This window comes from Streptomyces sp. HPF1205, assembly GCF_020400825.1.
Classification (GTDB): Bacteria; Actinomycetota; Actinomycetes; order Streptomycetales; family Streptomycetaceae; genus Actinacidiphila.
Map to the genome: position 1 here is coordinate 109,300 of NZ_JAINVH010000015.1, position 24,354 is coordinate 133,653.

Here is a 24,354-nt window from a genome sequence, read left to right on the forward strand (position 1 = left end):
GCCCGCGTGCGTCAGCGGCTCTCCTCGGAAGCGGCCAGTTCGTGGCGGTTCCCGAGGAAGGCCGGCCCGCACCGCGGAGGCAGGCGTTCGACCACCATGGCCACGGCTGCTTCCACCGTCGGCGCGGGCCCGACGACCTCCGCCCGGGACGGACCCGCAACGAGGAAGCCGCCGCCCTTGAGTGGGGCAATGTACGGGATATCCCAGGTGGGCGGGTGCTCGGTGCACCGGCTGAAGTGCAGTTCCCACATGCCGGACCACGGGAAGAGCTGGCGGAGCCGGGGTTCGGCGTAGGCCGCCTCCGCCAATTCGTGGTCGATCCGATCGGAGCTCAGCACCTTTTGCCACGCTGCCTCAACGACGCTCGTCGATGGTTCTGTCCCGGTCACACCGGCATTTTGGCCCTGGACGCACGCGAACCGGGCCAGTACCGAGGAAGAACCTCGACCGGCCCGGACGCAGTGCGGTTGCTGTTCAGGCGCCGCGACGCTGCGGCGGGCTGTCTTCAGGTGCCGCGTCCCTGATCACGGCGCCCACGCGGCCCGTGAGGTCGACGTCCTTGCGCCGGAGTGACGCCGGCTCCCCGAACCGGAGTGTGGTGAACGCCGCCAGGAGTACGAGGAGCCGGTACCGGGGCCCGATGGCGTCAGCGACGGTGTAGACCTCTGGCACGGTGAGGACGGGCCGCTCGGGCACGTCGTAGCGGTCGGCGCCCTTGATGCGGCATCGGTTGCTGCGGATCAACTCGTCGTCCACGGCGGTGTTCAGGACGGTCCGCAGGAGTTCGTACGCCTTGACGACGGTCGTTCGCCGACCCCGGCCGCCAGCAGCCGACCGCGCCAGGCCCGTACAAGGGCGGTGGTGATGCGGCCCGGACCACCTGCCGGCCGCTGACCGTAAGCGCAGCCTCGCGGCATTCGGAGCGACGGCGAGGTCTTCAGCAGGGCATGGGACGGAGTTCGTCGGCGTGATCGCATGTGGCCCTGTTTGCGGGTGGATCCCGTGTGGGCCAGGTGATGTATGGGGAGTCCAGGTGGATCGCCCTGGTGGGTGGGCGTCTGCCGCCGCCGGCAGGGATGACGGCGCAGTCGCGTGCCGGGGCCGGCGGTAGGATCCCGCGAGCGTCGCCGGCCCGGTCGGGCCGGCGAGTCCTGTGGGGGGAAGATGACGTTCCGGCTGCGCGCCGTCAGGGCGCTTGTGCTGCTCGCGGGTTTCCACGTGATGGGCCTCGTTCTGCTGGCGGCCTTGGCGGTGCTCGACTGGCTGCTGGTGACCCGGCTGTTCACTGCCCAGGCGGCCTGGTTCGAGGGCACGATCCTGACGGTCACCGTTCTGCTCGCGCTGGCCATCGTGCGGGGCATGGTCGCGTTTCTGCGGGCCGGGCGTCTGGGTCCGCTGCCGCACGCGGTGCAGGTCACCCCGCACGACCAGCCCGATCTGTGGGAACTGGTGTCCGCGGCAGCCGAGGTGACGGGAGAGCGGCCGCCCGACGAGCTCTACCTGGTCGCCAGGGTCAACGCGGGGGTCGCCGAGCAGAGCCGGCTGCTGGGGCTGCTGCCCGGGCGGCGCCGTATGCTGCTCGGCCTGCCGCTGATGGCCGGGCTGACCGTATCGCAGGTGCGTGCCGTCCTGGCCCACGAGTTCGGGCACTACGGCAACCTCGACACCCGGCTCGGCGGTGTCACCATGCGCGGCCGGGAGGCGGTGCTGCACACGGTGAAGGTGCTGGGGAAGGGCAGCACTCGGCTGCATCACGCGGTCGGCGCCCTGTACGTCGGCTACGCGCGGATGTTCCTGCGCACCTCGCAGTCCGTGGCCCGCCACCAGGAGTTCGCCGCCGACCAGGTGGCGGCCCGGCACGCGGGCCGTGACGCGACGGTGGCCGCGCTGCGGGCCCTTCCGGTGATCGAGGCCGCGCACACCTACTACATGGAGACGTACGCCCGCATGGGCGGGCCCGTCGGGGCGCTGCCGCCCGTGGGCGAGGTGCATGGCGGCTTCCGGCGACTGCTCGCCGCGCAGGAGGGCGAGCGGCTCGCCGCGCTGTCCGCGGGACGTCGTCCGCCGCGGCCGCACCGGTACGACTCGCACCCGCCGATCGCCGAACGGATCGCGCTGATCGAGAAGCTGCCGGCGGACAGCGGAACCGACGGGCCGGCCGACGAGCCGCCCGCGCTCACCCTGCTGCGTGAGCCGGACCGGGTGTTCGCCGACCTCGAAGCGCGCACGCTGCCGCGGGAGGCCGCGGAGCTGCGGCGCGTGAGCTGGGCCGGCCTCGTCATGGCCCGCGCGGTCGCCGACGCCGAGGGCTGGTCACGGCCGCTGCGGCTCGCCGTGGCCCGAGCCCTGCGCGCGGAGGCCCGAGGCGCGGACGCGGCGGCTCCCGTACGCCGGAACGCACCTGTCGAGGAGGTGGCCGACGACGAGTTGCCCGGCATGGGGGAGGTACTCGACGCGTTCGACCGCGGCCTGCTGTGGATGGCGGTCGCGGACCGCATGCCCAAGCCGCCACAGGCGGCGCGGCTGACCGGGTCGTCGGCCCGCAACTTCATCCGGCCCAGGATCTTCGACGGTCTCGCGGGCATGGTCCATCTGTGCCTCGCCGAGGCCGGACAGGCATCCCCGGACATCGCGTGGTCGGGGCAGCCGGGACTCGCCCTGCCGGAGGCGTGGGAGAAGAACATGGACGATGCCCTCGACGCTGCCGTCGCCGACGAACCCGACACCGCGCCCCTGCGCGCGCTGCTCGCCGGCGGCGACCGTATCTCCGCGTGACCACGGGCGGGTTGTCCCAACGCTGCCCCAGCGCTGCCCCAACGCTGAACGCGGGGGACCGCCCGGACCACCGCGCGTCGGCAGGCGGCGTCCGGAGACCCCGGTACGGCCGGTCAGGCCAACCGCCGTGCCCACTGCGTCACTTCACGGGGCCTGCGCGGCCTGCTGAAACCGCCGTGATCGGTACCGGTACGGCTCGGCCGGGTTCCGCGAACCGCCCGGCGCCTTTCCGCCTCCGGCGTCTTCGCCCCGCGCGTCGGGATCGGTTACGGCTACCAGAACTACGACCTGATCGCCGGCGTCCACGACCTGTCGCCGGCCGACCAGCCGGCTGGCAACGACGACCTGGTCGCCCGTGACAAATCCGGAGTGCTGTGGCGCTACCTCAGCGACGGCCACGGCCACCTCGCCGCCCGCCGGCGCATCGGCGGCGGCTGGAACGTCTACAACGCCCTGGTGGGCGTGGGCGACCTGAACAACGACGGTCTCAACGACCTCGTCGCACGCGACAAGAACGGCGATCTCTGGCGCTACAGCGGCCTGGCCGACGGGCTGTTCGCGCCGCGCGTGAGGATCGGCAGGGGCTGGCAGACCTACAAGGCGTTGTTGTGACCCGTACCCCGCGGCCGAACGGCCGCGCTCGGGATCGTCCTGGAAGGTGGGCTCAGGGCTCGTCGGGGACCCATTCGACCGGAGGCGGCATGCGGCTGTAGTGGGGGCCTCTCGGGCCGTAGAAGGCGAGGTGCAGGATCTCGCCGCCGACCTGGAGTTCGGCCGGGGGAGGGTTGGGAACGTGGACCCGCGGAAGGCGGTGGCCGTCGACGACGATGCCCTCGTGCGGGTCGTTCCGGGCGTCCGCCCAGCTCTGGGCACGTTCGCGGGTCCACGGGTTCTGCAGGGTCCGCGGGGCGGCCGGGTCGTGGTCCCGGCCGTTGAGGCTCCGGACGAGGGCCTCGCTGTAGACACCCTTGACGCGGAAGTTCTCCAGGTCGTCCGCGCGCACGACCATGGTGACGTACCGGCGGCTGTTGCCTCTGTGCCGCCCGACCGCGTGCCAGCGGCCCCAGCCGGGGTCCCAGCGCATGGGCGGGATCCACAGCAGGGCGCCTACGCGGAAGTGCTTCGTGCCGTGCTGGATGTCGAGGCCGCTCTCCCCGCGTGCGGTCTCCCGCGCCACGTTGGCCACCAGGCACCAGCCCAGCAGCCCCTCCGGCGTCTCGTCGTCAGTGGGTTCCGTGTCTGCCACGCCGTGAACTGTGAGGCATGGCACGGGGCGCGGGCCACCTCTTATCGGGACCGGGAGTGCACGGCACCGCCTGCGAGGGGCCTGCGAGGAAGCACCGGCGCAGCCGCCGATCACGAACCCGCGCGGGATCACCGGTGCCGGAGGCCGATCCCTCCCGCTCGTTCAGCGCGCTCAGGGGTGCTGGGCCCGGCGGCGGAGCAGGGTGCGGACGACCAGGGCGGCGGCGAGCAGAACCACGACCGCGAGCAGGTACAGGGAGTAGCGGTTGACCTCTCTGTACACGGTGGCGATGTGGTCGCCCGCGGCGTATCCGAGACCGGCCCACAGGCCGACCCACAAGGCCGCGCCGAGGGCGTTGAAGGCCAGGAAGCGGCGCCAGGGCATACGGGTGGCGCCGGCGATGATGCCGTTGGCCTGGCGCAGCCCCTCGACGAAGCGCGCGATCACGACGACCTTCCCGCCGTGGCGGGTGAAGAAGCGCTCGGCCTTCTCGAACCGCTCCGGGGTGAGCAGGACGTACCTCCCGTACCGCAGGACCAGGGGGCGGCCTCCGGTCCTGCCGATGAGGTAGCCGATGTTGTCCCCGGCTGTCGCGGCCAGGAATCCGATCACGATGACGGCGACGATGTTCAGCCGCCCCGCCCCGGCGTACAGGGCCGCGGCGATCAGGACGGTCTCGCCGGGCGCCGGGACGCCGAAGTCCTCCACCAGCACCAGGCCGCCCACGGCCCAGTAGCCCCAGTGGTTCAGCACCGGTGCCAGATCGCCCAGCACGCCGGGAAGAGGGGGTGCGCTCATCGGGCGGTCACCCCTTCCGTGAGACGGGGAAGGCGGGACGGATCGCCGCGCTCCTCTCTTTGGACAACGCACGGGCGCGCGGGTCGTTCCCGCTCCGGCCGCGTCGGCCGGACCGGGTTTCGCGACGGCTGTCCCGTGTGCCCGCCGGGGAGCAGCGGGACGGCACGCGCGAGGAGGGGCCTTCGCGGTCAGCCGTGCCCGGGCCCGGCCGGGGTGGCGGTCGGGGTGGCGGTCGTGCGCGGCACGGCCGGGCGGTCGGCCGTGCGGGATGTGGGTGACGGGCGGGGGGCCGGTGTGGCGGGGGGAGGCTCGGTGGCCACCGGCGGAGTGGCCGCTGTGGTGGGCAGGCGGAGGCCGGCGGTGAGAAGGCTGTAGTCGCCGACGAGGTCGCCGAGGAGGGCCCCGGCGAGGACGTCGCCGCGGAAGTGGCCGGCCATGTAGAGGCGGGAGTAGACGACCTGGGCGGCCATCCAGCGGTATTCCGCGGCCTGCCGGGGTGCGGCCTGGGTGAGCACGGTGGCGGCCGCGGCGGACAGGGCGGCGTGCTTGGAGGGGTAGGAGCAGGGGCATGGCTGCCCGGGAGTGATCTTCTTGTCGGGGCGCAGCGCTGGGTCCTGGACGTACGGCGCGGGGGAGGCGTACTTGGCGGCCAGGGTCTTGGTCAGGGTGCCGGCGAGTTTCATGGCGGCCTTGAGCCGTGACTTGTCCGCGGACGCGGCGGCCTTCGGCAGCAGGTCGCCCTGGTCCTTGGCGTACATCTTCCAGATGTCCTTCTTGCCGTGGATCTCCAGCCAGGTGGCGGCGCTGACGCCGGCGGAGGTGCGATGGCGTGCGAGGTCCTGGTCCTGGCGCAGTTCCGCGGTGTGTTCGGCGCCGCTGGGTGGCCTGGGGATCTGTGCCTCGGCCCAGGCGGTGAAGGCGGTGTCGTCGCGGGTGGTGCCGTGGGCGGCCTGCCACTGGGCGATGAGACGGTCGGCGACGCGCTGCTGGGCCGCGAGCGCGGCGGCGATCGGGGCCGTGTCGGCGTCGCTGAACAGGGGCGGGGGCGGGTCGGCCTGGATCTTCCGGGCGGCCGACTTCTTGGCGCCGACGTCGAGACCGACCGCGGGACCGACGATGCCCGCGCTCGCGGCGAGGGCGGCGACGACGGTGACGGCCACGTAGCGCGCGGGGATGCGGCGCCGGGTCCTGGGCGGGTTCATCGGGTGGGCTCCGTGATGGTGGCGCCGGCAGCCGGGGCGCTGCGGGTGAAGTGGGTGCGGGCCAGGCGGCGTACGTCGTTGTCGGGCAGGCCGGGGACGAGCAGCGCCAGCGCGGTGACGTACTTGCTCACGGAGACCTCGCGGGCGCCGAGGCGGTGCAGCAGCCGGTCGGCGGGTGCCGGGCGGGGGGTGCCCTTGGTCTCCACGAGCACCCAGCCGGGGGCGAGGGACGCGGTGAGGTTCTCGCGGTGAAAGGTCAGTTCGCTGTCGAGGGTGACGCGGGTGCCGGCGGTCAGGTCGGCGAGAGCGATGCGGCGGTAGCGCACGTCAGCGGTGGGAACGAGGGCGTCGGCCCGGTGCGCGATCGCCTCGCGGGCGAGGATCCCGCCGATGAAGCGGGCCTGTTCGCGGTCGAGGGTTCCGTGGGCTGTGCCCGGCACGGTGAGGGAGTGCTTGACCGTGGCGCCGCGCCCGTCCTTGGTCTTGACCTCCGTCCGGCACAGGCCGTCCTCGACGTAGAGGCGGGTGCGCACCTTCCAGCGTTTGCGGCGCCGCTGGGCGTGGCCGCGCCAGGCGGCGAGGCCGCGGGTGTCGAAGTACACGCTCCGGTAGGAGGTGCTGCGGCGCCCGTCGAGGTCGAGCACCCGGTGGGTGGGCGCGAGCTGCGACACCAGCCGGGCCGCGGCGGCCACGGGCAGCAGGTACTTGCGGTCGGTGCGGTGCTGCAGGGCGGCGGCCCGGTCGACCTCCGCCAGAGTGGCGCCTTCCAGCAGGTCCGCGCCGAGCAGGTCCGCGCCGAGCAGGTCCGCGCCGAGCAGCCCGGCCGTCATGTCGGGGGCGGCCCCGCGAAGTGTGGCCGGGGTCACGCGATCAGCTCCCGCTCGGGCGACGACTCGTCCGCGTCGTCCGTGGAGGCTGCCGGCGGTGCGGGGTCGTCGACCGCGTAGAGCACGGTCACCCGGGTCGTCTCCCGTACGTAATCCACGTCGTCCACGGTCACCGACAGGGGTTCGACGGCCATACGGCGTATGACGTCGGCTCGGATGTCCTCCGGCCGGGAGTAGAGCCGGTCCAGCGTCACACGCATCATCCGCGTACAGGGGTGGGAACGCGGGTCGTCCACGATCAGCACCATGACCAGCAGCGCGGCGTCGATCCCGGCCACCATCGGGAAGCCGCGCTCCGGCAGCCCGCCGGTCAGGGCGATCACCAGGGCCAGGAAGGTGTAGGCGACGTCGCGCAGGGTGAAGGCGGCGCTGCGCAGCCGTACCAGCGACAGGATGCCGAACAGGCCGAATCCGACACCGGCCGGGAACTTGCCCGCGCTGATCGTGGTCATCGCCGCGAACAGGCCCAGATTCAGCGCGGTCAGCACCATCGGCATCTCCGGCGCCGCCTTGCGCCGCCGGTACAGCCAGCCCACCAGCAGCAGGACCGTCAGCGTGTTCACGCCCGCCCGGGAGATCAGGTCGCCCACAGCCGACTGCCCGGCCGACCCGCTCGCCGCGAGCAGTACCGCCTGGTGATCCACGAGGTCTTTCCCTCCCTCTGCGGCGCGCCGTGACCGCCGGGTGATCCGGGCGCGGGTACCGCGAGGTGGCGAACGCTAGATGTTCCGCATGAAGGGAGCATGAACTGCCGGCGTCCGGCGTCCGGCGTCCGCGGCGGGCCGCCGGACGCGGCCGTCTATCCTTCATCGGTGCGCATCCTGGTCGTGGAGGACGAGATCCGTCTGGCGGAGCTGATAGTCCGCTACCTCGGCGAATGCGGGTACACCGCCCAAGCCCGCCACGACGGGGAAGCCGGCCTGCGGGCCGCGCGCGACCCGCGCCTGGACGCCGCCGTGGTGGACGTGATGCTCCCCGGCATGGACGGCACCGAGCTGTGCGCGCGCCTGCGCCAGGAGGGCAACGACCTGCCGCTGCTGCTGCTCACCGCCCGCGGTACCGTCCCCGAGCGTATCGCCGGGCTGGACGCCGGAGCCGACGACTACCTCGTCAAGCCCTTCGCGATGGACGAACTGCACGCCCGGCTGCGGGCTGTCACCCGGCGCCGTCCGCCCGCGACCGGCCTGCTGGCCGTACAGGATCTCGTCCTCGACCTGGAGCGTCACCGCGCGTGGCGCGCGGGAGCCGAACTCGACCTGTCCCGGCGCGAGTTCGCGATCCTGCGGGTCCTGATGGAGGAGCCCGGCCGGGTCATCGGGCGGGCGAGGCTGCTGCAGGAGGTGTGGGACGGTGAACCCGACATCCGCAGCAACGCGATCGACGTCCACATCTCGCGGCTGCGCGCCAAGGTCGACCGGCCCTTCGGCCGTGCCTCCATCTCCACGCTCCGGGGCGTCGGCTACCGGCTCGAAACCTCGGCATGACACCGTCGGCGCTGCGGGGTGCCGCGATGCGCGCCGCCAGGGTCCGCCTGCGGCCGCTTCGGCGGGTCCCGATCGTGCTGCGCCTGGTGCTCGCGGTCGCCGCCGTCATGACCCTCGTGCTCACCGTGGCGGCGGGGTTCGTCTACTGGCGGGTCGAGTTCGCCCTCGACCGGCAGCTCGACGGTGACCTGACGGCCTACGGCACCGACGTCACGCGTGCCCTGTCCGACCACGGCCCCGTACCGCGCGGCCCGGCCGCGAGCGCCTACCAGGTCCTGACGCCCGGCGGACGGATCGTGCGGGCCAGCCCGGACCTGAGGGGAGAGCGCCTGCTGACGGCCGCCGACCTCGCCGCCGTCGGCCGTGGCGGCACGGTCCGGCGCGACGTCGGCGCCCTGCTGCCCGCCGACCCCGCCGCGCTGCGGGTACGGGCCACGGGTACGCGCTCGGGCGGCCGGCCCCTGGTCGTCGTCGCCGCCATGGGACGCGGCCACCGCGACGAGGCGCTGCGTGAACTCCTCGCCCAGCTCGCCATCGCGGCCGGGCTGACCCTGCTGGCGTCCTCACTCGTCGGATACAGGGTGGCGCGCGCCGCCCTCGACCCGGTCGAACGCTACCGCCGCAGCGCCGCCGACCTCGCCGGCCACACCGCCGGGGCCCGGCTGCCCGTACCCGCCGACCGCGACGACGAACTGACCCGCCTCGGCCACACCCTCAACGGCATGCTCGACCGGCTCCAGGCCGCCGCCGACCGCGAACGCCGCTTCCTGGCCGACGCCAGCCACGAGCTGCGCACCCCGCTGACCCTCCTGCGGGCCGAACTCGACGTCGCCCTGCACCGCCCAAGGACCGCCGCCGAACTCACCGCGACCCTCACCGCCGTGGACGCCGAGGTACAGCGCCTGATCGACCTGTCCAACGCCCTCCTCGACCTTGAGGAACTCGGCGGCAAAGGGCGCGTCGCCCCCGTCCTGGTGGACCTCGCCGACCTGCTCCGGTCCACCGCCGACCGGCACCGGGCGGCGGCCGCACGCGCGCACCGCGCCGTCACGTACGACGTCACCGCCGACCCCGGCACCATCGTCCGGATCGACCCCCGCTGGATACGGCCCGCCCTGGACAACCTCGTCGACAACGCCCTGCGCCACGCCGCCGGCCCCGTACGCATCACCGCCACCGCCCGCGACGGCCGGCTGCGCCTGTCGGTGGCCGACCGGGGCGACGGCTTCCCGCCCGGCTTCCTCCCCCACGCCTTCGACCGGTTCAGCCGCGCGGCCCCTGGCCGTACCAGCCCCGGCTCGGGTCTCGGCCTGGCCCTCGTCGCCGCCGTCGCCACCTCCCACGGCGGCACCGCCCACGCCGAGAACGGCCCCGAGGGCGCCGTCGTCACCCTCGACATCCCCTGCACGGCTCAGGGCTCATTCTGACGCCGGCGGGGCCTTAGCTGTCGCCGACCGCGAACAACCGTCAGTGCCGCGGTTTCGTAGCGGTCGGTGCGGCGTGGGATCACGGTGGCCGCGCTCAGGACGTGCGGCCCCGGACTCAGGTGACGCCGAGGTCGGCCTCCACAGCGAAAGGCGCCACAGCGTTGACGACGCCGGTGAACACCTCGCCGTCGCGATAGACCCTGCCGGCCGGATCGAGAAGGTACGTGTACACGAGGGTGACGCCGGTGGGAACCTGCTCGACCCGCCAGTAGAAGGGGATCCCGGCCTTCGCGTACTGGTCGACTTTCACGAGCCGGTCGGTGGTCTCGGAACCGGGTGAGACCACCTCGACGACCAGCAGGACGTGTTCGGGACGGGTCGGCGTGACGTCGATGGTGTCCGCGCGGTAGACGACGACGTCGGGCCGGCGGTTGGTGAGCGGCACGTCCTGCAGTCGGACGTCGAAGTCCGTGTCCGCGTTCCAGTCCGGACCGGCGGCGGCGTCCAGGGCGTTCGCCAGGATGCGGGCGAGCCGGTTGTGCCGTTTGGAAGCACTGGGACTCACGACGACCATCCCGTCCACGATCTCGATACCCGCGCACTGCTCCTCGGACCAGGACTCGTACTGCTCGGCCGTGATCTGGGCGTGCATCCACGCGGGGGCGACCATCTCCGCGGCCATGGTGTGCCTCCCCTGATCAAGGTCGATGGACCCGACGGCGCTGAGATCAGGTTACCCCTGGCCCGCGCGCGGGCCGCGCTGTCGAATTCCGCTGGGTACGGGGCCGCGGCGCGACCCGGGGTTCCGCCGGGGGAGGGTTGGGAACGTGGACCCGCGGAAGGCGGTGGCCGCCGACGACGATGCCCTCGTGCGGGTTGTTCCGGGCGTCCGCCCAGCTCTGGGCACGTTCGCGGGTCCACGGGTTCCGCAGGGGCCAGGGCCCGCAGGGCCGGCCGGGGCGCGGCTCACCCCTCGTCGGGCGACTGGCCGTGCAGCAACCGCTCCAGCAGCCGTTCGTCCTCCGCGGACAGCTCCGACACGAAGCGGGCGAGCACCGCCGCGCGGTCCCCGCCCTCGTCCAGCAGGGAGCGCATGCCCGCGGCGGCGAGCCCGGCCCGGTCGTGCACGGGCGCGTACACGTGGCCGCGGCCCTGCCGCCGCCGGGTGACCAGGCCCTTGTCGCGCAGGCGGGTCATGATGGTCAGTACGGTCGTGTACGCGGCGCCGGTCACGTTCTCCTGGACCGCGGCCGCGGTCACCGGCCCGCCGGCCGCCCACAGGGCGGCCAGCACCTCCGCCTCCAGTTCGCCCCTCGCCCGCCGCCGATGCTCCTGCCGGTCGCTTCCTTCCCCCACCCGGCATCTCCTCCCTCCGCCGCCGGCGCACGCCGACCGTCTCAAGCTACTGCGAGCCGCGGACAACCGGCCGGTGCTTCGGGGGAGGGCAGGGGTCCCCGTATCCGGGGCGCGGGCCCCGCCGGTCAGGCGCGGGCCGCGCGGCGGGCGAGCAGGGCGGCGCGCCTCTCGTCGAAGCGCGCCGCCTGCTCGTTGAGCCCGCCCATGAACAGCCCCAGTTCCTCCTGGGCGCGCAGTCCCTCGGGGCCGAGCCCGTCGCGCTCCAGCACCTTCAGGTGGCGCAGCACCGGCATCAGTACGTCGTCGTGGTGGATCCGCAGGTTGTAGATCCCGCCGAGGGCGATGCGGGCCGCGGCCCGTTCGAAGCCGGGCATGCCGTGCCCGGGCATGCGGAAGCCCGCCACCACGTCCCGCACGGCGGCCAGCGCCAGGTCGGGGGCCAGGTCGAGGGCCGCGGCCAGCAGGTTGCGGTAGAAGACCATGTGCAGGTTCTCGTCGGTGGCGATCCTGGCGAGCATCCGCTCGCACACCGGATCGCCGGACTCCCGGCCGGTGTTGCGGTGCGAGACGCGGGTGGCGAGCTCCTGGAAGGCCACGTACGCCACCGAGTGGAGCATGCTGTGCCGGTGGTCGTGCTCGAACCCGTCGGACATGTGCCGCATCCGGAACCGCTCCAGCTCGACGGGGTCGACCGCGCGGCTGGTCAGCAGGTAGTCGCGCATCACGATGGCGTGCCGGCCCTCCTCGGCGGTCCAGCGGTGCACCCAGGTGCCCCAGGCGCCGTCGCGGCCGAAGACGGTGGCTATCTCGTGGTGGTAGCTGGGCAGGTTGTCCTCGGTGAGCAGGTTGACCACCAGGGAGATCCGGCCGACCTCGGAGACCTTGGACTGCTCCGGCGCCCACGCCTCGCCGCCCATCACGCCGTCGAAGTCGCGGCCCTCGCTCCAGGGCACGTACTCGTGCGGCATCCACTCCCTGGCCGCCGCGAGGTGCCGGTTCAGCTCGCGCTCCGCGACCTCCTCCAGTGCGTACAGGAGCGACGTGTCGCTCCGGGCGCCGGGACGGGACAGGTACGGGGAGGTAGGGGTCACGAAAGCTCCAGGGCAGAGTCGGGGTCAGGCCGCCACGTATGCGACGGCCAGGGCGAGCAGGTACAGGGCGACGGCGAGTACCCAGCCGGCCGGGCCGGCCCGGCGGCGCGTGCCGGGCGAGCGCATCGCCGCGGTCCAGGCCCCCGCGGCGAACGGCAGGACCACGGCCAGGCACTGGACGGCGATCCCCACTCCGGCCGCGAGGAGGTGGTGGGGGAGGACGGACGGCATGGACGGGCTCCATCGGGGCCGGAACGGATCCCCGACAAGCTACTACGTCATGTAGAAAGACGGGAGGGCCGAGCCCCTGGTGACCGCCGCTTCCGCGGGGGCGGGTTCGAGAGGGGGCGAGGGGCATTTCCGGCCGGTTCGGAACGGTTCGGGGAGGCCGGGTCCGGCCGGCCCACCCCCTGACCGGACAACGCGCACCCGCCCAGGTGGTTCCCGCCGGCGTCCTTGGTTTGCGCCGGGTTGTCAGGGCATACGGATACGTGGTGGCTGCCGGGCGCCGCTCACGAGCCGGTCGCCTCACGTCTGCGGAACGACGTCGGCAGGCGGCCGAGCTGTGTGTGGGGGGGCCGAGGTGGCAAATCCTGGTGGGGAGCGGGAGGAAGGTGTCCTGCGCCTGGACCGCAGGGACGGCGAGGACCGCAGGGACGGCGAGGACCGAGGGGACGGCGGCAGGGACAGCGGGGACGGCGAGGACCGCGGGGACGGCGGCAGGGACCGCAGCGGCGGCAGGGACCGCGGTCGTGCCGGGGACCGCGGTCGTGCCGGGGACCGCGAAGACCCGAAGGGCGGCGGGGACGGCGGGGACGGCCTCGTACTCCGTCACTCCTTCGAGGGGCAGCCGGGAAGCGTCGGCATGGCCCGTGACGCCGCGAAGCACTTCCTCGGCGCGCTGGAGGCCGCCCATCCCTCGGCCGACGACCGGGCAGCCGGCGACATCCTCCTGGCGGTCTCGGAACTCGTCACCAATGTGGTGCGGCACACCGCGGGACCGGGCGTGCTGGTGATGACCCACCAGGAGGGCCTGGTGCGGATCGTGGTCCGCGACACCGGCACCGCGTGTGTGCCCCCGCCCGGACGGGTGCCGCGGCTGGACGGCCAGGGCGGTCTGGGCTGGCCCATGCTCCAGGCGCTGGCCACCTCGTTGACCGTCGTGCCGCTGCCCGGCGGCAAGGAGATCCGCGCCGACCTGCCGTGGCCCGCGGAGCGCGAGGCACGGTAGCCGCAGCCCCGGCTCCTTCCCGCCCCGGCTCCTTCCCGCCCCGGCTCCTTCCCGCCCCTGCTCTTCCCGCCCCGGCTCTTCCCGCCCCTGCTCTTCCCGCCCCGGCTCTTCTGTCGCCCCGGCTCTCCCGCGGCCGTATGCTCGTCTGCGTTCGCATTCGTATTCGTGTTCGCATCCGCGTCTGCGGGCGACGGGCGGGGGCGGGGAGCATGGCGGGCATGGCGGGTGTGACAGGCATGACAGGCATGGAGGACTCCGCTTTCGCGGCGGCGATGAGACGGCTGCTGGAACGGGCGCACACCAGCGATTCGGGGCAGTTGGCGGAGCTGGTCTCCCGTGCGGCCCGGGAGATGGGCCTGCTGTCCGCGGAGGTCTACCTGGCCGATCTGCAGCAGCGCGACCTGGTGCCGCTGCCGGGCAGCCGCGGTAGTGACGGCGAGCCGAGCCGGCCGGTGGCGATGGAGGGCACGCTCGCCGGGCGGGCCTACCGTACGACGTCGACGCAGACCTCGGACCACGGCCGGCCCGCCCTGTGGCTGCCGGTCGTCAACGGACGGGCCCGCGTCGGTGTCATGGGCGTGGCCGTCCGGGAGGCGACCGCCGAGGTGCTCGAAGGGTGCCGTGCGCTGGCCTCGGTGACCGCGTTGCTGATCGCCTCGCACGCGGCTCACAGCGACGAACTGGCCCGCGCCGCACGGAGCAGGCCCATGCGCGTGGCGGCGGAAATGGTGTGGGCCTTCCTGCCGCCGCCGACGATAGGCAACGGCCAGGTGACCTCCACCGCGCTGCTGGAACCCGCCTACGAGATCGCCGGGGACGCCTTCGACCACACCCTGACCACGGGCATGCTGCACCTGGCCCTGGTCGACGCCATGGGCCACGACCTGGTCTCGGGCCTGGCCTCAGCGGTGGCCCTGGCCGGCTGCCGGGCCACGCGCCGCGCCGGCGGCACCCTGTCCGACATCGTCGCCGGCGTCGACCGGGAGCTGGCCCGCTGGGTGCCGGGGCGGATGCTCACCGGCGTCTTCGCACACCTCGACCTGGCCACCGGCGCGCTGGAGTGGGTCAACCGCGGCCACCCGCCGCCACTGCTCGTCCGCGACCGGGGGATCGTCACCGGCGCCCTGGAACGCGAGCCCGCCCTTCCCCTGGGCGTGGGGGACCGCGGTCCGCGCGAGAGCGCCCCCCACCGCGTCGTGCTGCAGCCCGGCGACCGGGTCCTGCTCCACACCGACGGCATCACCGAGGCCCGGTCCCCGACCGGGGAGGTCTTCGGCGAGCGGCGCTTGGCCGACTTCGTCATCCGCGCCACCGCGGCGGGCGAACCCACGCAGGAGACCACCCGCCGCCTGCTGCACGCGATCCTGGACCACAACGACCACCAGCTGCGCGACGACGCGGCCCTCATGATCATGGAGTGGCACCCGCGCACTGACCCGTGACCGTATGTGTACGCCTCGGTGTTCGTACGTGACCATGTTCGTGCGTATTCGTGTCTGTATGCATACCCGTACCGACCGGTACGGCACCGGCTCGCGCGGTGGCGGGCAGAGCGTCGCACCCCGGATCCGCGATCTTTACAATCACCTCCCGGGACGGCGGCTCCGGTGCTCCCGGCGGACGGGACAGTGAACGGCCGGGCCAGGGAAGGCCAGGTCAGGCCAGGGAAGGCGGGGGCGCAGGCGTGGGGAGAGACGACATGGCCGGGCTGGACGTAAGGGTCGCCTACCGCGCCGGCACCCTGGCCCTCACGTTGACCGGCGAGATCGACCTCGACTCGGTCGCCGTGCTGCACCAGGCGATACGGGAGGCCCGCGCCCCCTGGGGCACCCACGTGGCCATCGACCTGTCCGGTGTCACCTTCATGGACTCGACCGGCATCCACGCCCTGCTGACCTGCTACCAGCGCGCCCGTGACCACGGCGGATCCCTGAGCGTCACCGGCGCCCAGGGCGTGGTCGAACGGGTCCTCCACCTCAGCGGCATCCTCCCCCTCCTCCAGCCGCAACCCCCCGGCGGCACCCGCCCCGGCCTCAACTGACCACCGGGCCACGGGCGGCGGGGGCCGGTGCTGCGCGCGCTCGACCGGACCCGGGCCGGCCGGGGGCGCCGGTGGGTCAGTGGCCCGCGCTCTGGCCGCCGTCGACGTGCGAGATCTCGCCGGTCACGAACGGGGCCCGCTCCAGGTAGAGGATGGCGCGCACGACGTCGTCGATCTCGCCCATGCGGCCCACGGGGTGGCGCGCGGCCTGGAAACCGTCCGGGTCGGTCGGGTGCATCGGGGTGCGGATCACGCCCAGGGAGACGGCGTTCACCCGGATCCCGCGGGTGGCGTACTCGATCGCCAGCGACTTGGTGACGGCGTTCAGGCCGCCCTTGGTCAGCGAGGCGAGCGCCCCGTTCACCTCGGCGTCGGCGTTGTCGACCAGGCTGGTGGAGATGTTCACCACGTGTCCGCCGCCCTCCCGGGAGAGCATCGCGCCGATCGCGGCGCGCGAGAGCTCGAAGAAGCCGCGCAGGTTCACCGCGGTCACCTTCTCGAAGTCCTCGTCGGTGTACTCGGTGAAGGGTTTGGAGACGAAGATCCCCGCGTTGTTGACCAGGGTGTCCACGCGGCCGAAGCGCCCGACCGCCGCGTCCACCAGCCGGGCGCCGGCCCCGCGCTCGGTGATGTCGGCGGGCAGGGCGAGCACGCCGGGATCGTGCGAAGGCCGGATCGAGCGGGCGATCGCGGTCACCGCGTAGCCGAGCCCGCGGTAGGCCGTGACGAGGGCTTCCCCGATGCCCCGGGACGCCCCGGTGATGACGGCGACTTTCGGCGCGGTGTCCATGGCCGGATTCTCGGCCTCCCCCGCCGGCGGGCGGGCGCACCGGGCGGCGTGTCCCCACGCGGTACGCGCAATGTACGTGCAATGGGCGTACGGCGTGGCCGCCCCTGGTTCACCCGGCGCCCGGTGCGGCGGCCCACAGCTCCCAGGCGATGCCGTCCGGGTCGGTCACGGAGACGAACCACGCGTAGCCGGTGTCCCGTACCGGCGAGCGGGGCACTCCCAGGGCGTCCAGGTGCCGGGTCCAGCGGTCGAGGGCGGCGCGGTCGCGGACGGTGAGCGAGATGTGGTCCAGTCCGGTGCGGGACGGGTCGAACATGTCGCCGCTGCGGCGCAGCGGTTCGTGCACGGCGAGGACGAGCGCGCTGTCGGCATGACGCATGAGCTGCCGCGGGTGCCCGACGCCGGCCGGCCCGGGCATCACCTCGCCGACGGGCCGGAACCCGAGCGCGCGCCGGTACCAGTCGACGCTGGCGGCCATGTCGCGCACCACGAGGGCGATGTGCGCGACGCCGGTGAACGTGCCCATGCGGTCGCTCATACGGTGTGGTCCTCCCGGTGCGAAGGGACGTCCTCGGCCGCGGGCCCGGCGGCCCGCCGCTCCACGGGCCGGGCCGCGGCGGCGCGCACCGGCGCATGCCCGGGCGCCGGCGTGTTCGGCGTGTTCGGCGCGCCCGGCATGTGGTGCGGGAATCCGGCGCGCAGGACCAGGGCGGCCAGCGCCGCGGTCAGCACGACCGACGAGGCCAGGAGCAGCGCCTGGTGGTAGCCGTGGTGCAGCAACGGGGTGACGACCAGCGGCCCGGCGATCTGGCCGACCGAGTATCCGGCGGTCAGCAGGGCCACGGCGCGGGGGAACCGCAGGTGCGCGCCCGTCGCGAGGGCCAGCGTGCTCACGCCGATGAACGTCGAGCCGAAGAGCACCGCGGAGACCAGCGCTGCGGTGACCGCGCCGACCAGCGCGGGCAGCGCGATGCCCACCGCCTGCACGACGAGCGCGGCGAGCAGCAGGTCAGGACGCGACCACCGGCCTCCGAGCCAGGCCCACAGCGCGGACGACGGAACAGCCGCCAGCCCCACCAGCACCCAGGCGCCGCTGCCTATCCAGCCGGGCGAGGACTGCCCGATGGCCGCGACCAGGAAGGTGCCCGCGATGATGTAGCCGATCCCCTCCAGGGTGTACGACGCGAACAGCGCGCTGAACCATCGGTGGGTGCGGACGCCGGGGGCTGCCGGGGTCCCGGAGTCGCCGGAGGCGCCTGCCCGTGCCGCTTGTGCGGCGGCGGGCCCGGGCGGCGGTTCGGGGGCCGGTGCCGAAGCCGGTTCGGGGCTTGGTTCGGGTCGCAGGCCCCAGGCGGCGGCGGTGAGCGCCGCGGCCAGGGCCGCGGAGGCCCACCACGCGCTCTGCCAGGTGCCGACCGTCCGCAGTGCCAGGACGAGCAGACCCGACAGGGCGATGCCGCCGCCGACCCCTCCGAACGCCCACCCGGACAAGTGCGCGGGGTGCGCGCGCAGGTGGCTGAGCAGCGCGCCGGCGGTGATGACGAAGATCAGCGCGCTGAACACCCCCGCGCCCAGCCTGAGCAGCACCCACACGCCGGTGCTGTGGGTCAGCGGCATCGCGGCCAGGGACCCGATCAGCGCGACCATGCCGAGGCGCAGCACGGCCGCCGAACGCACCAGCCGCGGCAGGAAGGTCCCGGCGAGGGCGCCGATCAGGTAGCCGACGTAGTTGGCGGTGGCCAGGTTCGCGCCCGCCCCGGCCGACAGGCCGGCCTGCGCGTGCATCAGCGGGAGGATCGGGGTGTAGACGAAGCGGCCCACGCCCATTCCCGTCGCGAGCGCGGCGGCGGCCTGCCCGACGTGTCGCCAGGGGGCCGGGAGCGCGCCGCCGGCGCCCGGTGTCCCCTCCGTGAAGTGCTCCGCGTGTGGCATGCCCTCAGGCTGCTCCCGCGGCCCGGCGGGGGGCCACGACCGGCTTCCTCGCTGCTGCGAGCCTCAGCCTCCCAAGCGGCTACGGACGGTACGGGTCGTCGTCCGGCAGCCAGGCGCCGGAAGCCTGGACGCCCAGGTCGCCCACGCCGTCGGTCAGGGCCTTCACGGTGTCCAGCACGGCCGCGCGCACCTCGCCGCGCCGCCACACCAGGGACCAGGTCCAGTAGGGCTTCGGCTCGACCACAGGACACGCCACCAGCTCGGGCGGAAGGGGAGTGGTCTGGCCCTTGGGCGAGTTGAGGACCGGCCGGCCCGCCCGGCGCACATGCTCGAAGAACGCCGGTCCGGTGACGCCGCCGTCGGAGATGCGGACCGTGCGGGCGCCGGTGTCGCGGGCGAACTGCTCGGCGTAGACGTTCCAGGAGCTCCAGGTCGCCGCGTCGTCGTCCAGCAGGACGAGGACGTCACGGGCCCGCACCTCGCGCGCCTCGTGGCCGACGGCGACCGCGTACAGCCGGTCGGCGCCGAGCAGCCGGGCGTCGAGATTCCGCGCGTCCAGGTCCTCGCGGCGCGTCCAGCACACCGCGAGGTCGAGGCTGCCGCCCGCGACCCGGTCGGCCTGCGTGTGCGAGGGCGCGACCCAGGTGTCGACGTGCACCTGCGCCACGGTCGAGGTCCGTGCGGTCAGGTCCGCCGGCAGCCAGTTGACGTAGCCCAGTCGCACCGCTTCGGAACCGGCGAGCCGCGCCGCCTGCCGGCGCAGGTCGTCGGCGTTGTCCAGCAGCGCGCGCACGCGCGGCAGAAGCGCCGCCCCGGCCGGCGTGAGGCCGACCGACCGGCGGTCGCGGTCGAACAGGCGCACCCCGAGGTCGCGTTCGAGGGCCTTGATCTGCTGGGACAGCGAAGGCCCGGCGATCAGCAGCCGACCGGCCGCCCGGCCGAAGTTCAGCTCCTCGGCGACGGCGACGAAATACCGCAACTGGCGCAGTTCCACACGCCCATGCTACGTGCGGCGCGGAGCCCCACCGACCGGCGCCGACGCCCCCGGGCGGCGCTCCGCCGGACACGACGCCGCCGGGTCCGGCGCTCCCGCCGATCGCGATGACGTGGTGTCCGGCGTCCCCGTGCCCGGCCGCCGGCACGGCGCGTTTACGACGGCGATCCGGTCCCGGCCTGCTCGCGGACCATGTACGTCGCGTACCAGTCCGGCCAGTCCGGGTCCTCGGCGCCGATGCGCGCCTCGTGCTCGCCGTGCGCCGCCGCCGCGCGCCGCAGCGCGGCGGCGAGGTCGTCGGCCGAGGAGAAGGAGGTGACCGCCGGATCCAGCCGGCCCGGCAGCCGTTCGGTGATCTCCTGCACGATCCAGCCGTTGCCGTCCGGATCGCTGAACGACAGGAACGAGCCGTAGCTGCCGCGCCGCGGATCGGGTCCTGGCACCCGGCCGTCGGTACCGGCGTGGTGGAAGATCCCGCTCACGTCGTGGAAGACCTCGCTCGGGTCCGCGCCACGCCGCTTCAACTCCTCGTGGGCCGCCTCGATGTCGTCGGTCACCAGGTGCAGCCCCCGGGCCGAACCGGGCGGCTGCTCCGTGACCGAGGCGCCGAAGATCACCGACGCCGGCGAACCGGGCGGCGTCATCTGCACCACCCGGTAGCCGTCCTCGGGCGAGACGTCCGCGTCCAGCCGCCAGCCCAGCGAGGTGTAGAAGTCCTTGGCCCGGTCGACGTCGGACACCGGTACGACGACGACCTCCAGTTTCATGTCCATGACTCGCGTCTCCGTTTCCGGTACTCGACCTCGTACCGGTGCCCCGCCCTGCCTTCGCGGGCACCCGGTCGCCGTCCGCCGCGCGCCGGTCCTCTTCCGGCGGGGCGGCGATGGTCGATGGTGAACGTGCTGAGCCGGCCAGTTCCCAAGCTAGGCCAGTTCCCAAGCTAGACGGGCGTCCGACCGGTCGCACGCGGAGGGCCCGGCCCCCGGCCGGCGCGTGCTCCGCGCCCCCGGGGGTCCCGTGCGACACACGGCGCCGTGCGCGCGCCGGCCGGCGCGGACACGGCAGGATCCCTCATGGGTGCCGCGCGCCGGGCGCCGGGACCCGGCGGTCCCGCGCCGCCGCCCGCCCGCGTACGGCGAACCGCCCGCGTACGGCGAACCGCCCGCGTACGGCGAACCGCCCGCGTACGGCGAACCGCCCGTATCCGACCGACAGGAGGGTCCGCATGACCGGCACGGCAGCAGACGACCAGGCGATTCTGCGAGGCGTCCTCGACGAGTGGAAGGCGGGTGTCGACGCGCACGAACCCGAGCGCGTCGCCGCCTGCTTCACCGAGGACGCCATCTTCCAGGGGCTGCACCCGTACACCGTCGGGCGGCGGGGCATCGCCGAGTACTACGCGTCCCAGCCGCTGGGACTGACCGCGGCCTACGAGATCCTGGAGACGCGGCGGTTCGCCGACGACCTGCTGCTCGGCTACCAGGGCGTGGTGTTCTCCTTCACCGACCGGGCGCCGCTGAGCGTCAACCTCGGCCTGCTGCTCAGGCGCCTGGCGGACGGCTGGTCCATCGCGCACTACCAGGTGTCCCTGCTGCCCTGACCCCTGCCCACGGCCTCGGCCGTCTCCCTTCACGGACCGGACGGCCGGGGACGCCCGCCGCGCGGGCGTCCCCTCGGGGGCCGTTACTTCGCGCGCAGCGGAGCGAGTGCCTCGCTCCAGGCGACGACCTGGTCGATCGTGGTGTTCAGGGCCTCGACCTGGTGGTCGCCGGGCTTGAACTCGCTGAAGTTCACGAAGTCGTGGACGAGGGACAGGGCCACCTGCGCGCGCACGTCGGCCATGTGCAGCTCGCCGGCGATCAGGCGCAGGTGCTCGACCGCGCGGGCGCCGCCGAGCGAGCCGTAGGAGACGAAGCCGACGGCCTTGTGGTTCCACTCCGCGAAGAGGTAGTCGATGGCGTTCTTCAGCACCCCTGACGTGGAGTGGTTGTACTCGGGCGTCACCATGATGAAGCCGTCGTACGCGGCGATCGTGTCCGCCCACTCCCGCGTGTGCTGCTTGGCGTACTGGGCCATCAGCGGCGGAACGGCCTCGTCCAGGTGGGGAAGCGGGTGGTCGAGCAGGTCGATCAGCTCGAACTCGGCGTCGCCGCGCCGCTTGGCCACGTCGTGGACCCAGCGGGCCACGGCCTCGCCGTTGCGGCCGGGCCGGGTGCTGCCGAGGATTATGCCGATCTTGGTCATGCCAAAGCCTTTCGATGCGGGTCCTGGACCCGTGGATGTCTCGTGGACTCGACTGGCGCCCGGGCGGCGGGAGTTCGCCGCCCGGATCGGGGGCGCGGGGAGCGGGGGGTCAGTGGCCCGCGCTCATGCCGCCGTCGACGTGGAGGATCTCGCCGGTGACGAAGGGGGCGTTCTCCAGGTAGACCACCGCGTCCACGATGTCGCTCTCCTCGCCCATGCGGCCGACGGGGTGCAGGGCGGAGAGGAACTCGTGGTTCTCCTCGGGGTGCATCGGGGTCTTGATGGTGCCCGGGGAGACGGCGTTGACGCGGATGCCGCGCCCGGCGTACTCGATGGCCAGCGACTTCGTCGCGGACTGCAGCCCGCCCTTGGTCAGCGAGGCCAGCACGGACGGGACCCGCGAGTCGGCGCTGTCGACCAGGCTGGTGGTGATGGACACGATGTGCCCGCCGCCCTGGGCGAGCATCCGCTCGACGGCCAGCTGCGTGATGCGGAAGAAGCCGCCGAGGTTCACACCGGTCACGGCCGCGTAGTCCTCCGGCGTGTAGTCGGTGAAGGGCTTGGCGACGAAGATGCCGGCGTTGTTGACCAGCGTGTCGACACGGCCGAACCGCTCGACGGCGGCGGCGATGACGCGCTCGGCGGTGGCCGGGTCGGAGATGTCGCCGCGGACGGTGACGAGGTCCGGGTCGCTGCTCGGGGCGATCGTACGAGAGGTGGCGACGACGCCGTAGCCGAGCTTGCGGTAGGCCTCGGCCACGCCCGCGCCGATGCCCTGCGAGGCTCCGGTGACGACTGCGACCTTCTGGTTCTGAGAGCTCATGGTGACCTTCGATGGGATGAGGAGGGTGAGGTGGGATGATGTGCTGCCGGCCTTTGTAGACGTTCGGTCGACTATTGGCAGTTAACGCACTCGGGCCCGGTGAAGTCAAAGGTCAGAGGGGGTCCGCACAGGACCGGGTTCCTCCTACGTATGAGGAGAAAGCTCCCAGTGCAGGTCGGAGCGGAGATGGGCGTCGCGCGCGGCCGCGACCCGGGACCGACCGCCCCCGGAAGCGTGCCACAGGACGGCGGGCCGTGGGAGGTTCGGCCTCCCAGGAGAGAGGCAGCCGGTCATGGCCCGGCTCCCCGGCCCGGCGTAATGCTGTCAGGGCAGAGCATCCTCGGCGTCCCCGCAGGTGCGGGGCGCCCTTATCGAGTCGGAGAGCGTCATGCGAGAGTTTCTGGTCCAGCTCGTCACAACGATCCCGGAGGGGACGAGCCCCGAGGAGGTCGCCGAGCGGCGGGCCGCCGAGGCGGTGCGGGCGCGGGAGCTGGCGGCGGCCGGTCACCTGGCGCGGCTGTGGCGTCCGGTCGGCGAGCTGCGCAGCCTCGGTGTGTGGCTGGCCGAGGACGAGGCCGAGCTGCACGAGAAGGTGCTGGGCACGCTGCCGCTGCGCCCGTGGATGACCGCGACCGTCACCCCGCTGGAGTCCCACCCCAACGACCCCGGCAGGTGAGGCCCGTCCGCGGGCGCCGGTCCGCGCGGGCGGTCACCGCGGGCGCCCGGTCCCGTCGCCCGCTCCCGTTCCGCCGGTCCCGTCGCCCCGGTCCCGTCGCCCCGGTTCCGCCCGCCCGTGCCGCGGCGCCGGTCCCGTCACGCGGCTGCCGCGGCCCTCGTCACCGGGCCTGGCGGGCGCCCGGCGCCACGAGGTGCGCGTCGGCGCCGAGCAGCGCCCGGCAGTTCGCCCAGAGGGCGTTCAGCCGGCCGGTGTTGTTGTAGAGCTTGGCGAACAGCACCTGGCCCTCCAACTGGGCCACGACCGAGCGGGCGGCCTCGTGCACGTCGGCCACCGCCACCTCGCCGCGGGCCAGCGCCTCGGCGACGACCGCCTCGACCATGTCCACCTGCGCGTCGAAGATCTGCTGCAGCCGGGCGCGGACCACCTCGGTCTGGTTGCTCATCTCCAGCGTGAGGTTGCCGAACATGCAGCCCGAGACGGTGCCGCAGTCCCGCTGGCCGGCGAGCTGAGCGGCCTCGGTGAGCTCGAACAGCCGGCGCAGCCGCGGCAGCGGTTCCAGCGACGTGTCGCCCAGTACGGCCGCCCAGTCCCGCCGCTGGGCCGCCCACTGCTCGTCCAGAACGGCCAGCGCGAGGGCCTCCTTGGACTCGAAGAAGTAGTAGAAGCTGCCCTTGGGCACCGCCGCGGCCTTGCAGATCTCGGCCACCCCCAGCGCGGAGTAGCCCCGCTGCTCCATGAGTGACTGCGCCGCTTCGAGGATCTTCCGCCTGGCATCACTGGTCCGTCCCATGAGTCCAGTTTACGACCGGTCGTATATTCTTTACTAGACCGGTCGTCTACGACCGCCCCCCTCCACGCACACCCGCACGAAAGGCAGCCCGTCATGAGCCCCGCGACCACCCACCCGATGCACGCCGCACTCGCCGACTGGAGGTCCGCGTTCGACAGCCACGACGCGGACGCCATGGCCGAACTCTTCACCGCCGACGCCCTCTTCCAGGGCTTCGGGCCCGTACCGACCGCCGGCCGCGACGCCGTGCGCGCGTACTACGAGGCCGTTCCCACGGACCGCACCACCGACGGGACGGTCCTGCACACGTACGCGATCGGTGAGGACACGGCGGGCGGTTTCGCCGACGTCACGATCCGGGACCCGCACGGGTGGCAGGCCCACCTGTACATGTCGCTCGTCCTCGTACGGGAAGGGGCGGGGGAAGGGGCGAGGTGGCGGATCCGCCAGTACCACGTCTCGCCCGTCATGACGCAGTCCTGAGCGACGGACCGTTCGCTGACTGCCGCTGACTGCCGCTGACTGCCGCTGACTGCCGCTGACTGCCGGCTGCCGACCGCTGCC

Annotated in this window: 30 protein-coding genes; 10 read left to right on the forward strand and 20 right to left on the reverse strand. The window is 73.5% G+C overall.

All coding sequences use genetic code 11. The annotated features are described in order from the left end of the window. Nucleotides 1-11: 11 nt before the first annotated feature. Both K7G61_RS18985 and K7G61_RS18990 read right to left on the reverse strand, forming a co-directional pair. Complete coding sequence (locus tag K7G61_RS18985; RefSeq protein WP_225848071.1) at nucleotides 12-389, reverse strand: DUF6193 family natural product biosynthesis protein; 378 nt, start codon at nucleotides 387-389, stop codon at nucleotides 12-14. Nucleotides 390-474: 85 nt separating this feature from the next. Continuing rightward, nucleotides 475-756 (reverse strand): hypothetical protein, encoded by a 282-nt coding sequence (locus K7G61_RS18990; protein ID WP_374204164.1) that lies wholly within the window; start codon nucleotides 754-756, stop codon nucleotides 475-477. A 408-nt stretch (nucleotides 757-1,164) separates the two neighbouring features. Between K7G61_RS18990 and K7G61_RS18995 the strand changes: the two genes are divergently transcribed. Further along, nucleotides 1,165-2,775 carry a M48 family metallopeptidase gene (locus K7G61_RS18995; RefSeq protein WP_225848072.1) on the forward strand — a complete coding sequence of 537 codons (1,611 nt, stop codon included), beginning with the start codon at nucleotides 1,165-1,167 and terminating at the stop codon, nucleotides 2,773-2,775. 345 nt (nucleotides 2,776-3,120) lie between these two features. Continuing rightward, a complete protein-coding gene (locus K7G61_RS19000; protein ID WP_374204173.1) occupies nucleotides 3,121-3,387 on the forward strand; it encodes an FG-GAP repeat domain-containing protein in 267 nt (88 codons plus the stop codon). Between the two features lie 52 nt (nucleotides 3,388-3,439). On the opposite strand, the gene K7G61_RS19005 is transcribed toward K7G61_RS19000, so the two are convergent. The 5 genes from K7G61_RS19005 to K7G61_RS19025 all read right to left on the reverse strand — a co-directional run bounded on the left by K7G61_RS19005 (nucleotide 3,440) and on the right by K7G61_RS19025 (nucleotide 7,552). Then, nucleotides 3,440-4,021, reverse strand: coding sequence for a hypothetical protein (locus tag K7G61_RS19005; RefSeq protein WP_225848074.1), 582 nt, complete (start codon nucleotides 4,019-4,021; stop codon nucleotides 3,440-3,442). A 171-nt stretch (nucleotides 4,022-4,192) separates the two neighbouring features. Then, entirely contained in the window at nucleotides 4,193-4,819 is a 627-nt protein-coding gene (locus K7G61_RS19010) for a DedA family protein (protein ID WP_225848075.1), read from the reverse strand. Between the two features lie 188 nt (nucleotides 4,820-5,007). Then, nucleotides 5,008-6,021 carry a phosphatase PAP2 family protein gene (locus K7G61_RS19015; RefSeq protein WP_225848076.1) on the reverse strand — a complete coding sequence of 338 codons (1,014 nt, stop codon included), beginning with the start codon at nucleotides 6,019-6,021 and terminating at the stop codon, nucleotides 5,008-5,010. After that, nucleotides 6,018-6,887, reverse strand: coding sequence for a polyphosphate polymerase domain-containing protein (locus K7G61_RS19020; protein ID WP_225848077.1), 870 nt, complete (start codon nucleotides 6,885-6,887; stop codon nucleotides 6,018-6,020). The genes K7G61_RS19015 and K7G61_RS19020 overlap by 4 nt, the downstream gene beginning before the upstream one ends. Beyond that, nucleotides 6,884-7,552, reverse strand: coding sequence for a DUF4956 domain-containing protein (locus K7G61_RS19025; protein WP_225848078.1), 669 nt, complete (start codon nucleotides 7,550-7,552; stop codon nucleotides 6,884-6,886). Before K7G61_RS19025 ends, K7G61_RS19020 begins: the two co-directional genes overlap by 4 nt. A 168-nt stretch (nucleotides 7,553-7,720) precedes the next feature. On the opposite strand from K7G61_RS19025, the gene K7G61_RS19030 reads away from it, so the two are divergent. After that, a complete protein-coding gene (locus tag K7G61_RS19030) occupies nucleotides 7,721-8,392 on the forward strand; it encodes a response regulator transcription factor (protein ID WP_225848079.1) in 672 nt (223 codons plus the stop codon). A 26-nt stretch (nucleotides 8,393-8,418) separates the two neighbouring features. Continuing rightward, nucleotides 8,419-9,819: an ATP-binding protein gene (locus tag K7G61_RS19035; RefSeq protein WP_225848080.1), complete on the forward strand. Its 1,401-nt coding sequence runs from the start codon at nucleotides 8,419-8,421 to the stop codon at nucleotides 9,817-9,819. A 115-nt stretch (nucleotides 9,820-9,934) separates the two neighbouring features. On the opposite strand, the gene K7G61_RS19040 is transcribed toward K7G61_RS19035, so the two are convergent. From K7G61_RS19040 to K7G61_RS19055, 4 genes are all read right to left on the reverse strand, one after another. Further along, nucleotides 9,935-10,501, reverse strand: a complete 567-nt coding sequence (locus K7G61_RS19040; protein ID WP_225848081.1) for a Uma2 family endonuclease — start codon at nucleotides 10,499-10,501, stop codon at nucleotides 9,935-9,937. A gap of 284 nt (nucleotides 10,502-10,785) precedes the next feature. Next, nucleotides 10,786-11,175, reverse strand: a complete 390-nt coding sequence (locus K7G61_RS19045; protein ID WP_225848082.1) for a BlaI/MecI/CopY family transcriptional regulator — start codon at nucleotides 11,173-11,175, stop codon at nucleotides 10,786-10,788. A gap of 125 nt (nucleotides 11,176-11,300) precedes the next feature. Further along, nucleotides 11,301-12,266: an acyl-ACP desaturase gene (locus tag K7G61_RS19050; RefSeq protein WP_225848083.1), complete on the reverse strand. Its 966-nt coding sequence runs from the start codon at nucleotides 12,264-12,266 to the stop codon at nucleotides 11,301-11,303. Nucleotides 12,267-12,290: 24 nt separating this feature from the next. After that, nucleotides 12,291-12,497 (reverse strand): hypothetical protein, encoded by a 207-nt coding sequence (locus tag K7G61_RS19055; protein WP_225848084.1) that lies wholly within the window; start codon nucleotides 12,495-12,497, stop codon nucleotides 12,291-12,293. 352 nt (nucleotides 12,498-12,849) lie between these two features. Between K7G61_RS19055 and K7G61_RS19060 the strand changes: the two genes are divergently transcribed. The 3 genes from K7G61_RS19060 to K7G61_RS19070 all read left to right on the forward strand — a co-directional run bounded on the left by K7G61_RS19060 (nucleotide 12,850) and on the right by K7G61_RS19070 (nucleotide 15,538). Continuing rightward, nucleotides 12,850-13,497 (forward strand): ATP-binding protein, encoded by a 648-nt coding sequence (locus K7G61_RS19060; protein ID WP_225848085.1) that lies wholly within the window; start codon nucleotides 12,850-12,852, stop codon nucleotides 13,495-13,497. 218 nt (nucleotides 13,498-13,715) lie between these two features. Further along, entirely contained in the window at nucleotides 13,716-14,939 is a 1,224-nt protein-coding gene (locus tag K7G61_RS19065; RefSeq protein ID WP_225848086.1) for a PP2C family protein-serine/threonine phosphatase, read from the forward strand. Nucleotides 14,940-15,181: 242 nt separating this feature from the next. Continuing rightward, a complete protein-coding gene (locus tag K7G61_RS19070; protein WP_225848087.1) occupies nucleotides 15,182-15,538 on the forward strand; it encodes an STAS domain-containing protein in 357 nt (118 codons plus the stop codon). Nucleotides 15,539-15,614: 76 nt separating this feature from the next. Here the strand turns inward: K7G61_RS19070 and K7G61_RS19075 are convergent, their stop codons facing one another. The 6 genes from K7G61_RS19075 to K7G61_RS19100 form a co-directional block, all read right to left on the reverse strand. Then, on the reverse strand, nucleotides 15,615-16,328 hold the full coding sequence (locus K7G61_RS19075) for an SDR family NAD(P)-dependent oxidoreductase (protein ID WP_225848088.1): 714 nt from the start codon (nucleotides 16,326-16,328) through the stop codon (nucleotides 15,615-15,617). Between the two features lie 109 nt (nucleotides 16,329-16,437). After that, on the reverse strand, nucleotides 16,438-16,866 hold the full coding sequence (locus tag K7G61_RS19080; protein ID WP_225848089.1) for a VOC family protein: 429 nt from the start codon (nucleotides 16,864-16,866) through the stop codon (nucleotides 16,438-16,440). Beyond that, the gene (locus K7G61_RS19085) at nucleotides 16,863-18,155 is read right to left on the reverse strand and encodes a YbfB/YjiJ family MFS transporter (RefSeq protein WP_225848159.1); all 1,293 of its coding nucleotides are present in this window, start codon (nucleotides 18,153-18,155) and stop codon (nucleotides 16,863-16,865) included. Before K7G61_RS19085 ends, K7G61_RS19080 begins: the two co-directional genes overlap by 4 nt. 184 nt (nucleotides 18,156-18,339) lie before the next feature. Further along, nucleotides 18,340-19,254 (reverse strand): LysR family transcriptional regulator, encoded by a 915-nt coding sequence (locus K7G61_RS19090; RefSeq protein ID WP_225848090.1) that lies wholly within the window; start codon nucleotides 19,252-19,254, stop codon nucleotides 18,340-18,342. A 155-nt stretch (nucleotides 19,255-19,409) separates the two neighbouring features. Next, entirely contained in the window at nucleotides 19,410-20,027 is a 618-nt protein-coding gene (locus K7G61_RS19095; protein WP_308190667.1) for a VOC family protein, read from the reverse strand. 298 nt (nucleotides 20,028-20,325) lie between these two features. Further along, nucleotides 20,326-20,481 (reverse strand): hypothetical protein, encoded by a 156-nt coding sequence (locus K7G61_RS19100; protein ID WP_225848091.1) that lies wholly within the window; start codon nucleotides 20,479-20,481, stop codon nucleotides 20,326-20,328. Between K7G61_RS19100 and K7G61_RS19105 the strand changes: the two genes are divergently transcribed. Further along, complete coding sequence (locus K7G61_RS19105; RefSeq protein ID WP_225848092.1) at nucleotides 20,480-20,854, forward strand: nuclear transport factor 2 family protein; 375 nt, start codon at nucleotides 20,480-20,482, stop codon at nucleotides 20,852-20,854. The genes K7G61_RS19100 and K7G61_RS19105 overlap by 2 nt on opposite strands. A gap of 83 nt (nucleotides 20,855-20,937) precedes the next feature. On the opposite strand, the gene K7G61_RS19110 is transcribed toward K7G61_RS19105, so the two are convergent. Beyond that, complete coding sequence (locus tag K7G61_RS19110) at nucleotides 20,938-21,498, reverse strand: NADPH-dependent FMN reductase (protein ID WP_225848093.1); 561 nt, start codon at nucleotides 21,496-21,498, stop codon at nucleotides 20,938-20,940. A 109-nt stretch (nucleotides 21,499-21,607) separates the two neighbouring features. Further along, the gene (locus K7G61_RS19115) at nucleotides 21,608-22,321 is read right to left on the reverse strand and encodes an SDR family NAD(P)-dependent oxidoreductase (RefSeq protein WP_225848094.1); all 714 of its coding nucleotides are present in this window, start codon (nucleotides 22,319-22,321) and stop codon (nucleotides 21,608-21,610) included. 388 nt (nucleotides 22,322-22,709) lie between these two features. Here K7G61_RS19115 and K7G61_RS19120 point away from each other — a divergent pair, with 388 nt between their 5' ends. Then, nucleotides 22,710-22,997, forward strand: a complete 288-nt coding sequence (locus tag K7G61_RS19120; RefSeq protein WP_225848095.1) for a muconolactone Delta-isomerase family protein — start codon at nucleotides 22,710-22,712, stop codon at nucleotides 22,995-22,997. A 160-nt stretch (nucleotides 22,998-23,157) separates the two neighbouring features. Here K7G61_RS19120 and K7G61_RS19125 read toward each other — a convergent pair whose 3' ends face one another. After that, the gene (locus K7G61_RS19125) at nucleotides 23,158-23,790 is read right to left on the reverse strand and encodes a TetR/AcrR family transcriptional regulator (protein WP_225848096.1); all 633 of its coding nucleotides are present in this window, start codon (nucleotides 23,788-23,790) and stop codon (nucleotides 23,158-23,160) included. Between the two features lie 93 nt (nucleotides 23,791-23,883). Here K7G61_RS19125 and K7G61_RS19130 point away from each other — a divergent pair, with 93 nt between their 5' ends. After that, complete coding sequence (locus K7G61_RS19130; RefSeq protein WP_225848097.1) at nucleotides 23,884-24,273, forward strand: SgcJ/EcaC family oxidoreductase; 390 nt, start codon at nucleotides 23,884-23,886, stop codon at nucleotides 24,271-24,273. The last annotated feature ends 81 nt before the right edge of the window (nucleotides 24,274-24,354 follow it).